The sequence below is a fragment of the Nitrosomonas sp. Nm84 genome, from assembly GCF_003201565.1.
GTDB lineage: Bacteria > Pseudomonadota > Gammaproteobacteria > Burkholderiales > Nitrosomonadaceae > Nitrosomonas.
In genome coordinates this window covers 1-8,798 of sequence record NZ_QJJP01000049.1, presented here as the reverse complement: position 1 = coordinate 8,798, position 8,798 = coordinate 1, and the positions used below count along the sequence as shown (strand labels likewise).

General features: G+C 42.6%; 12 protein-coding genes. 3 read left to right on the top strand and 9 right to left on the bottom strand.

The annotated features are described in order from the left end of the window. Positions 1–99: 99 nt before the first annotated feature. A complete protein-coding gene (locus tag C8R34_RS15560; protein WP_258364535.1) occupies positions 100–468 on the bottom strand; it encodes a type II toxin-antitoxin system PemK/MazF family toxin in 369 nt (122 codons plus the stop codon). Continuing rightward, complete coding sequence (locus tag C8R34_RS15555) at positions 434–664, bottom strand: CopG family transcriptional regulator (RefSeq protein WP_110342139.1); 231 nt, start codon at positions 662–664, stop codon at positions 434–436. The genes C8R34_RS15560 and C8R34_RS15555 overlap by 35 nt, the downstream gene beginning before the upstream one ends. Positions 665–886: 222 nt before the next feature. Here C8R34_RS15555 and C8R34_RS15550 point away from each other — a divergent pair, with 222 nt between their 5' ends. Genes C8R34_RS15550 through C8R34_RS15540 form a run of 3 tightly spaced genes read left to right on the top strand, consistent with a single transcriptional unit; the run spans position 887 to position 2,506 of the window. Continuing rightward, positions 887–1,132, top strand: a complete 246-nt coding sequence (locus tag C8R34_RS15550; RefSeq protein WP_110342137.1) for a type II toxin-antitoxin system prevent-host-death family antitoxin — start codon at positions 887–889, stop codon at positions 1,130–1,132. After that, positions 1,129–1,554, top strand: a complete 426-nt coding sequence (locus C8R34_RS15545) for a type II toxin-antitoxin system VapC family toxin (RefSeq protein WP_110342135.1) — start codon at positions 1,129–1,131, stop codon at positions 1,552–1,554. Before C8R34_RS15550 ends, C8R34_RS15545 begins: the two co-directional genes overlap by 4 nt. Position 1,555: 1 nt before the next feature. Next, complete coding sequence (locus C8R34_RS15540) at positions 1,556–2,506, top strand: tyrosine-type recombinase/integrase (protein WP_110342133.1); 951 nt, start codon at positions 1,556–1,558, stop codon at positions 2,504–2,506. A 161-nt stretch (positions 2,507–2,667) separates the two neighbouring features. Here C8R34_RS15540 and C8R34_RS15535 read toward each other — a convergent pair whose 3' ends face one another. The 7 genes from C8R34_RS15535 to C8R34_RS15505 all read right to left on the bottom strand — a co-directional run bounded on the left by C8R34_RS15535 (position 2,668) and on the right by C8R34_RS15505 (position 8,764). Next, positions 2,668–3,543 carry a hypothetical protein gene (locus C8R34_RS15535; protein ID WP_132467150.1) on the bottom strand — a complete coding sequence of 292 codons (876 nt, stop codon included), beginning with the start codon at positions 3,541–3,543 and terminating at the stop codon, positions 2,668–2,670. 5 nt (positions 3,544–3,548) lie between these two features. After that, positions 3,549–3,761 (bottom strand): hypothetical protein, encoded by a 213-nt coding sequence (locus C8R34_RS15530; RefSeq protein ID WP_110342129.1) that lies wholly within the window; start codon positions 3,759–3,761, stop codon positions 3,549–3,551. 461 nt (positions 3,762–4,222) lie between these two features. Continuing rightward, positions 4,223–4,636, bottom strand: coding sequence for a hypothetical protein (locus tag C8R34_RS15525; RefSeq protein WP_110342127.1), 414 nt, complete (start codon positions 4,634–4,636; stop codon positions 4,223–4,225). A gap of 57 nt (positions 4,637–4,693) precedes the next feature. Further along, positions 4,694–5,008 (bottom strand): DNA-binding transcriptional regulator, encoded by a 315-nt coding sequence (locus C8R34_RS15520; protein WP_110342125.1) that lies wholly within the window; start codon positions 5,006–5,008, stop codon positions 4,694–4,696. Then, entirely contained in the window at positions 4,995–5,375 is a 381-nt protein-coding gene (locus C8R34_RS15515) for a type II toxin-antitoxin system RelE/ParE family toxin (RefSeq protein ID WP_110340795.1), read from the bottom strand. The genes C8R34_RS15520 and C8R34_RS15515 overlap by 14 nt, the downstream gene beginning before the upstream one ends. A 750-nt stretch (positions 5,376–6,125) precedes the next feature. Continuing rightward, positions 6,126–7,118 carry a hypothetical protein gene (locus tag C8R34_RS15510; RefSeq protein ID WP_110342123.1) on the bottom strand — a complete coding sequence of 331 codons (993 nt, stop codon included), beginning with the start codon at positions 7,116–7,118 and terminating at the stop codon, positions 6,126–6,128. After that, complete coding sequence (locus C8R34_RS15505; RefSeq protein ID WP_207896497.1) at positions 7,115–8,764, bottom strand: hypothetical protein; 1,650 nt, start codon at positions 8,762–8,764, stop codon at positions 7,115–7,117. The genes C8R34_RS15510 and C8R34_RS15505 overlap by 4 nt, the downstream gene beginning before the upstream one ends. Positions 8,765–8,798 lie beyond the last annotated feature (34 nt).

The following is an 8,798-nucleotide window of genomic DNA, read 5'->3' as shown; positions in this document are numbered from 1 at the left end:
CCCGCCTAAAATTTAGGCAAGATACGTGAATTACCTGGTCAGTTTTCAACCGGTACAACTAGGCTTTTAGTGTCAAGTTTCGATCGGTGTCAACACTAACTATAAATCAAAAATTATTGCCAAAGCTCGCTTGATCATTGACCGGTATTCATTCTCAAGCTTTCCTTGTTTATTGCCGATCCGAGAAATATCAACCGCGCGCAATTGCTTGAGATTGATATGTCGATCTTTATCCAAACCATTATTAGTCGTTGGCGTCAAATTTACTGCAAATGGCCAAGACTTATGATTGGGTAGCATGGGTGCCACAATCAGAGTTTTTGATTGAATATTCACAACGTCACTTTGAATAATAACGCATGGCCGCAGTTTCTGAGTTTCTGCACCTTTAGTCGGCTCCAGATCAACCCAATAAATATCCAACTGCTTAAACTCAATCATTCTGGAGACCATCAGATAGGGTTGCATCCCATTCCTGTAGTTCTTTCTGGTAGTCAGAATCCTGGGCTTCCTCCTGATTCGCCTTGAGCAAAGCCTGCTTGAGATAGTTTTTGCGTTCCTGTTTCAAAAGCTCGTTGATATAAGCACTACGATTATCACCGGCAATATTATTCAGAAATGCAAAACTTTCATCATCCAGTGTAATGGTCGTTCGATGTGTCATAATATTATCACACTATTGCGAATAAATTATTATCATACTATATAGTATGATATATAAATACTCCATCTAATATTTAGTACAAAAATATTTTTTATTAATCTACTTTTTTACTATTGATAAAATATGTTATCAATAGTAAGAGAGGAACTTTAAATTGTATTACTAATTTTCAAAATTCGATTTATAATAAGTCTAGCTAATCTAACCTATAGAGGGAAAAATATGGATGAATGGCGTATTGCAGATGCAAAAAATAAATTTAGTGAATTGTTCAATAATGCACTGACTGGAAAAATCCAAATTGTCCACAGGCGGGATGGCGATGTGGTGATGATTTCCAGAAATAAATATGAACGGCTGGTTGGTCAGAAGAAGAGTTTTAAGCAATATATTCTCTCTCCACCCTACGAAATTGACCAGTTAGATGATATGCGTGATAAAAGTCTAATGCGCTCAGTTGATCTATGAGGGTGTTATTGGATACATGTGTGTTATCCGAACTCTATAAACCAGAACCATTGGTTACAGTTTATGAAGCTGTTAATAATGTTCCAGATGAACATCTGTATCTCAGCGTTATTACAATGGGAGAAATCGGCAAAGGTATTGCACTCTTGCCAGATGGTCAACGCAAACAAGCATTATTGAAATGGTTCACTAATATTGAGTATGAATATACTGAGCGCCTATTACCGATAAATACAGAAACAGCTGCGATATGGGGGAAAATGACAGCAAAGGCACAACAAGAGGGCTATGTTATCCATGCAAGTGATGGCCTCATTGCGGCAACCGCCTTACAGCATGGCTTGCATCTTATGACTCGGAATGTGAAGGACTTTGAGCCGACGCATGTCATGCTCATAAATCCGTGGATGAAAGGAAGATAACATGACAGATCTTATTACCAGAGGCAATCGCGCACTCACTGCAAAAGAATTTCAGGGGCTTGCTGATGTTCCACCTGAAGTTGAATGGTTTGCCAATTTAGGTAACGTTGAGACTCGGCGGGCCTATGAAAATGCCCTGAAGGATTTTATGAATTTCACCGGTATTCAAAATCCACAAGAATTCAGGATTGTGACGCGTGCCCATATTATTGTCTGGCGCGATGACTTGTTGAGTCGTTCATTAAGCAGTATGAGCATACGTCACCGATTATCAGCACTATCGTCTTTATTTGAATATCTATGTGAAAAAAACACGGTTACGCACAATCCAGTCAAGGGTGTAAAACGTCCAGCAGTGGAGAGTTATGAAGGTAAAACGCCGGCAATAGGCGATCATCAGGCACGCAAATTGCTTGAAGTACCAGATGGTAGCTCATTGAAGGGCAAGCGTGATCGTGCAATATTGGCCACCCTGCTCTATCACGCATTGCGGCGTGATGAGTTGTGTCGGTTAAAGGTTAAGGATTTTAAGCAGGAGCGGTGCGGTGTGCCACATATGAAAATATCCGGCAAAGGAGGCAAGACACTTTATTTACCATTGCACCCTGCGGCCAGTGGCTTAATCCATGATTATCTCGATGCTGCTGGGCATAGTCATGAAGAAACCGGAGCATTATTTCGGTCAGTCAGTAATAACCGAGATAAAGAATCACAACAACCCATTACACCAGACGGCATTTATAAATTAGTGCAACGATATTCTATTAAGCTGGGTTTCAGGATTGGTGCACACTCACTGCGTGCAACTGCGGCTACCAATGCGCTCGATCATCAAGCAGATATTGCCAAAGTGCAGGAATGGCTGGGGCATGCCAACATTGCAACCACGAGGATTTACGATCACCGCAAAACCAGACCCGAGGATAGTCCAACATTTAAAGTTACTTATTGATTATATGATCAGCATGTTACGGCCACTACAGCCCCCACATATCGCAATTGCTGATATACAAACCATTCCAATAAAACCGTAAATTACAAGCTGTGATTTAATGTTATCAGGCATTTTAATAATCACTTGATTATTTTTTTAATTGCGTAAATTTTTATTTACTATCTATTAACATATTCCGTCAGATTGTCCATAAATCGAATTAATGATTGCCCCCCGCACTTATTGCTTGCAACTAACTCTCGAGTATCAATAAACAATGGCTTAGCCAAATCCGTCATATGCTTAGCATAACTCATTGGATTCCATCCTTCGCCAAATTGGCTGTGATGTTCAGAATATTTTTGCTGAAATAGATTTTGTGAATTCAGATAGTTTTTTTCAAATCTTGGCTCCATCCAAACTGACCCCACATATTCTTTTCTTGTATAGTGGGTCTTAGACAATCCATCATATGCAGTAAATAAATGACGATTTCTTTCGAAATAGACGCTGACTTTGTCCTTAGATAACGAGGATTTACAAAGATCGCTATAAATTTGTATTAAAGCTCCATACATTAAATATGGTTTGTAATCCCAACTACTGACCTTTGAAGCTTTTTCAAATTCTTTATGATACATATGAAGAAAAAGTTCACGGTTATCGAGACTGATGCTGCTAACTATTAATTTTCCGTCACTGGAAGTTGTTGTTACTGCGAGTCTATCTTTTGCTTGTTGAACTGATTCAGCATATTTTGCGTTGCGCTCAGCACGTTCTTTTTCCTCTTGTTCTCTTCTGAGTTTGTTGGTTCTGTCTACCTCAGCTATGTCCATCGTCGATAAGGGTAAACCAGCTAAATCTTGAGGATATCCAACGAGTCTATAATCAGTAATATTACGTGCGTTAAGTTCCACTATTGCAGAATTAATTTCACTTTCAGACTTTTGATGAGGAAACGAAGAATCATTTTCTGAAAATTTAAAATAAAGTCCAGAATTGTACCTAATGAGGCGCGTTCCTTTAACATAGTTATATATTAACGCACGCTTCAATGGGTTCATTCTTTTTTAATAATTGGAAGCAATTCATCAATTACTAATTGTTTATAATTTTCATCACCTATAACATAATTTTCATCAACCTTTAACACTAGGCTTAATTCCGCATATCCTCCATATCCTCCATATCCTCCATATCCTCCTATACGGCACCATTTATAGTTATTACTAATTATAGTTATTACTAATTGGAGAGCGTGTATATAAATCATACAAATTTGTACTATGTATTAATTTATCAGCATCATGAAGTGTGGAGGGCAAACGAGTATAAGGTGCCACACCAGATCCAATTCTTTCGCTGCCATAATTTTGCCTATCAGTTGCGCCGCGCTTTGTTGAAGAATTACTGTTATTAGATCTGCGATTTTGTACATAATTTGATTTAGATCGACTATTGATAGCTGAATCCGTTTGCGTGGTTTATTTAAAATAAATAGGATTGGCGCAACCACTCAATACAATAATTATTAATACAATAAAAAATAATTTAACTTTTACCATTACACCTTCTCTAATGTTATTTATGTGAATGCGATTCGTTAAGAAATCATTTAGCACTCTATGGCGTTTCCAGTGCCAAACTTGCCCCTGGATATGAGTTTCCAGAGGTTTAAATGGGCGAAGTAGGTTTGTTTCATAAATGGTCTTTGTTCGGAAAACTAAGACCAGATTATTGATCCGTCAATCGCACCAATCTCGGCCAACGGTCATGTATCCAGGCATATTCAGGTGGAGTGTTGATAGTCACCACATAAACCCGAGTTTCTTTATCTCTTTCTGCCAATAATCCCTGAATCACCATCCGCTTATCCAGCTCTATCCAGTGGGATTGATTGTCATGGTCTTTTTCCATGAACTGTTCAGCAACAATTAAAACTGGTCTTGGGTGCCAGGGTTTCCATTTTCCGCTTTTGATGGAATTCAGTCGTGCCCAGCCACCGTTCGAAAATTTACCGATAGCTTCATCCTTGCGTCTGCCCCACGTTATCCAGGTAACATGGCCATCTCGTAGCCACACAGGCAAGCGCGCATCCGGTTGCGGGAAATAAATCTTCTGATCCTGGTATTCAATACCGCCACACATAGGGACCCTCTGCTGCCTAAGTACACAGATTGCTGCAAGAAAAGTAAATTAACTCATTTAGACGACAGCTTCCAGACCGCGCTTTTGCACAAGATGTAGCAACTTAAGAGCAGCGCCTGTTGGCCGTTTCTGTCCGATTTCCCATTTCTGTACTGTCGAAACACTTGTATTTAGTATGGCAGCAAACACCGCCTGACTGACTCGTGCGGCTTCGCGAATTTGCTTTATCTGCTCCGGTCCCAGCGGTTCAATAGGCGGCAAGCACAATCGATCGAATTCACGTAGCGTAACCTGATCCAACACGCCGACCTTGTGTAATCCCTTGGCCGTTTCATGTACAGCCTCAAGAATGGTTGATTTAGTCTTGCGCATCGCAATTAACCTCCATTAATTCTCCCGCATGTTGTGCTTGATCGAGCGCCTGCGCGGTTAGTGACAGCAGGTGAACAGCCAACAGCTTTAGCGCTACTTCTTCATCTTTGTCGATATTGCTACGCTCGTTCTTTGGGAAACCAAATAAGAATATCCAACGGTTTCCTTTGTTGGTGGCGACCAATGTGCGAAAGCCGCTTCTCTTTCCTTGCCCTGGTCGCGCAATTCGTTTTTTCAGCAGCCCATTGCCGAGGTCGGCATCATACAGTCCTTCAGTCATCTCACGCACAGCGGCGCAAAGACTAGGCGAGGTCAATCCTTGTTTGTTTGCCCAACGATCAAACCATCGCGTCTTGTAAACGATCATTCTGTACCTACCTTTAATAGAATATAGCACTTAGTGATATGATTGGCAAGCTGCAACCTATAACATAGTTGTTTTTAATTGGAACAGAAGAACCGAAAATCTTCTGTCAATCACAAAAAGATGTTGCCCTAAATGTTGCCCAAACTATGCCAAAACATGCCAACTTATGCTTATTCTTAGGCAACATTGCAATTATAAATAATTGATAAATATTATATTATTTATTTAAACTGCGGGTTCGAATCCCGCCTTCTCCGCCATTATTTACTATAGAATCAATAACCTATTTATCAATGTTGCCCAAATGCTGCCCGTACATCTCGGCTGCCTTTGCCCCGTGTTGCTCATTATTGTTAATCCAGCGAGCATATGTTTTAGCTGTAATTAACACTGTTGATACCGGTTTAAAATTGACCACCCATTACGGTTGAAAAATGACCAGGGGGGGGTAGATATACCTAGGGTAGGGTGTGCCAGGAAAAAATGTCACAACTTCGATCGGCTCCAACTTTTGCTCTTAACAGAACGTGTGATTGACAAGTAGCACCTGAACAAATGACAGGTCGACTTGCGCTAGTAAAATTTACGCTCTGACAAGTTAGTTAATGGTCTGCCTAGTTTAATTGTGTTGAATAAAAATCTGTTATGTAGCCAATTCCAACTTACTGATGAAAAAATGTCACTTTCGACCGATTCCAGACATTCATCAGGCTTGCAGCATACTGCATTACGGCCCTTCGAACCGTCTATTTAGCGCTTGTAGCAATAGTCGATGATTTCGTTGAACCCCACCTCTTCACGCGCCAGCTTCACCTCCAATTCGTTCAGGCGTGCAACGCTGGGCAATTCATCAGTTCCCGATATTTCAATCGAGAATTCGGCTTTGTAACCTTTGCCAACCCTCGAGAGCTCACTGCTGAGCCGGCCCAAAATGTCGTCTCTTAGCATCAGTTGGTTTCGCCGGAACCGTATCAGACGGTGGCAATCGAAGAAGTCGGAGTGCTTTGACGAGTCATATTTTCTACCGTTCCAGCCGGTACTTCGCGTGGCACGATACAAAGCGCGCTCTTGCGTATCTCTCCACACACGGAAATCGAAATGGTTGGTCGGATTCGGGTTCTCGTGTGTGGTCTGTGGATGGAAATTGGTTTCCCCAAATTGGTGTTTGTCAAGAACAGCTAAAGTTCTGTTCTGTGCGGATAGCATGCGTTTGATTGATATGGGCATGTCGAAGCGCATCACTTTGGCTGCATCCAAGATGCGTATTTCCCTCGGAAGTTCCTCGTCTTCTCGATCCCAGTGCCTTTCCCTGCGTTTGGGCACCCATTGAATATGCGTGCCAAAGAGGCGCACAACGCCGCCTGAACTGAACGAAGCTACGTGGACTTCTTTTTGCTCTCTATCATCGTGAAGGAAGTAGTACGCTCTTCCAAGCCAAATTAGCGACTGAGCTATTTCCTCCACTAACTCACGTATTGTTTCGTCAATCGAATGTGGTTCGTATCTCGTCATGATGTTGCCTAGTAGCTTTTGCATGAGCTCGTCGTCATTTGACACGATCTCGAATAGATTGCCGCTCCGGCGGTTCATCGAGTGAAACAATATCGCAAAATCCTCATTAAACATCTCGCGATTAAAACCTGACTCCAGCCGTTCGCGCTTGATGAAGAGGCTATCAACTAACCCAATTTTCACATCGCCCATGCGATGCCAGTGCGAAGGCTCAGCTCTAAAAATTTTCACGCTGTACCTTCTTTGTCATTTTTACGCAACCGTCGAGCAAGGGTGGTGATGTGGTGGTCGATCTCGAAGTCAATTGGCCCGAGTTGCGGCATAACTTGTTTTGCAAAAAACAGATGAGACGCATCCGAATGTGACCTTAGAAATTCCCTCACGATTTTATTTGAGTGCTGTTTCCCTCGCCCCATACTCATTTGGCCCTCAAATCCCTCGTGTCTCGCGCGATGATCGAACGACATTTTCCAGTTAATCCTGATTAGATTACGCGGCGATGCGCTCATGCTAAAGCTGCGCGGATTTGAAAGGAGCACCATTCGTTTAAGATATTGTTTCTTGTCGGTAGCGCGCTCAATCCAAATATCGAATTTGGCAAGAGCAGTTTCCGGCAACTTCTCATTGTCGAAGTATGCCCCGTAGAGTATGGCGAAACCTAAGACTGACGCCAAATCATTGACCACCGTTGAAATAAGATGAAGTCGGAATTCATCGTTTACGTCGAGTGAGGAGTCCGTGAACTTCGAATCTGCCGCCAGAAACGCTAGGAATAAGAACATCGGGAGAATCTTGTCCAACTTATTTTCATCGTTGTGTTCAAGTGCGCTTATACATGCTTCGGCCAGTTCGAAGTAGATCTGCCCAAAATGATCCGGCAGTTCATCGTTGTGTTTTGGTTCGAAGATATGCTCGACCATAGCACTACTACCGAGCTTGGCAATTGCGTCATCTCGCGCAGAAGCAAGCTGCTTAGACATCTCGATGAAGTCGATCTTAGGCAGTATGTACTGCTTTTCGGTGTAGTGCCCATACTCATGATACCGGTCCACGAGCTGGGCAAGTTCGTTGAACCGGCGTGGCAGTTTCCAATGGCTATGTAAGCTTGCTAGGACAACCTGCGTTGCGGCCTCTGACATTTTCAATTTTACCAGTGACTCCACAAAATCTGGAATCAAATTTTGGTAGAAGTCGCATACCGCAGGCAGGACTTTGGCATAGTGCTGCAACAGCTTTTGGACCGCCAACTGTTGAACGTATTTGGGCTTGGATAGACGTTGCCCCTCAATCTCTCGCTCAAACTCAATGCGTTCGACTATGAAAGCAAGCTCCACTTGCAGAAAGGCAGGTAGGCGGCGTAGGGATTGCACACTCCATGCGTCCGTCTCAAAGAACTTATTCAGCTCTTTTTCAAACGTCATCATTCGGCGTAGAGTTTCTAAGCAGAGATTGCTCCCCAACGCAGCCCATGTGTCTGCTATGCCTATCTTTACCTTCGCTGTTTCCTTATCTACTAAAGCGTCCGGTGAGGCAAAAGCTTGTTCAATAATCTCCTTGAATCTTTTGAGCTCTTGCATGCCAATGTCGAACTGGAACTGTACTGCATACACTGAAATACGGGTCGAGAAGCGACCGATAAGTTGCAACGCAAGGTCAAAATCGCAGGCTTGAAATGCGAGCTCAACATGGCTTGTCAATCTGTCGACGATTTTGTTTTCTAGCCATTGGTAGTCAGGTTTTTCCTCAACCAGCGGGTGCTGGCTATTCGTTTCCAGCGCCATAGACGTGGTGGTGTCCCCCGCAAAAAACCATTGCTTGTCAATCGGCGTGCAAAACTTACCGGGATTTTGGGTAAATCGGCGTTGAAAAGTTTCCACCCAGGATTGTTAAATATCCGACATTTAGTCGGAG

Coding starts and splice junctions, on each gene's coding strand:
- C8R34_RS15560 (WP_258364535.1), bottom strand. CDS start 468: ATGCAACCCTATCTGATGGTCTCCAGAATGATTGAGTTTAAGCAGTTG.
- C8R34_RS15555 (WP_110342139.1), bottom strand. CDS start 664: ATGACACATCGAACGACCATTACACTGGATGATGAAAGTTTTGCATTT.
- C8R34_RS15550 (WP_110342137.1), top strand. CDS start 887: ATGGATGAATGGCGTATTGCAGATGCAAAAAATAAATTTAGTGAATTG.
- C8R34_RS15545 (WP_110342135.1), top strand. CDS start 1,129: ATGAGGGTGTTATTGGATACATGTGTGTTATCCGAACTCTATAAACCA.
- C8R34_RS15540 (WP_110342133.1), top strand. CDS start 1,556: ATGACAGATCTTATTACCAGAGGCAATCGCGCACTCACTGCAAAAGAA.
- C8R34_RS15530 (WP_110342129.1), bottom strand. CDS start 3,761: ATGATTTATATACACGCTCTCCAATTAGTAATAACTATAATTAGTAAT.
- C8R34_RS15525 (WP_110342127.1), bottom strand. CDS start 4,636: ATGTGTGGCGGTATTGAATACCAGGATCAGAAGATTTATTTCCCGCAA.
- C8R34_RS15520 (WP_110342125.1), bottom strand. CDS start 5,008: ATGCGCAAGACTAAATCAACCATTCTTGAGGCTGTACATGAAACGGCC.
- C8R34_RS15515 (WP_110340795.1), bottom strand. CDS start 5,375: ATGATCGTTTACAAGACGCGATGGTTTGATCGTTGGGCAAACAAACAA.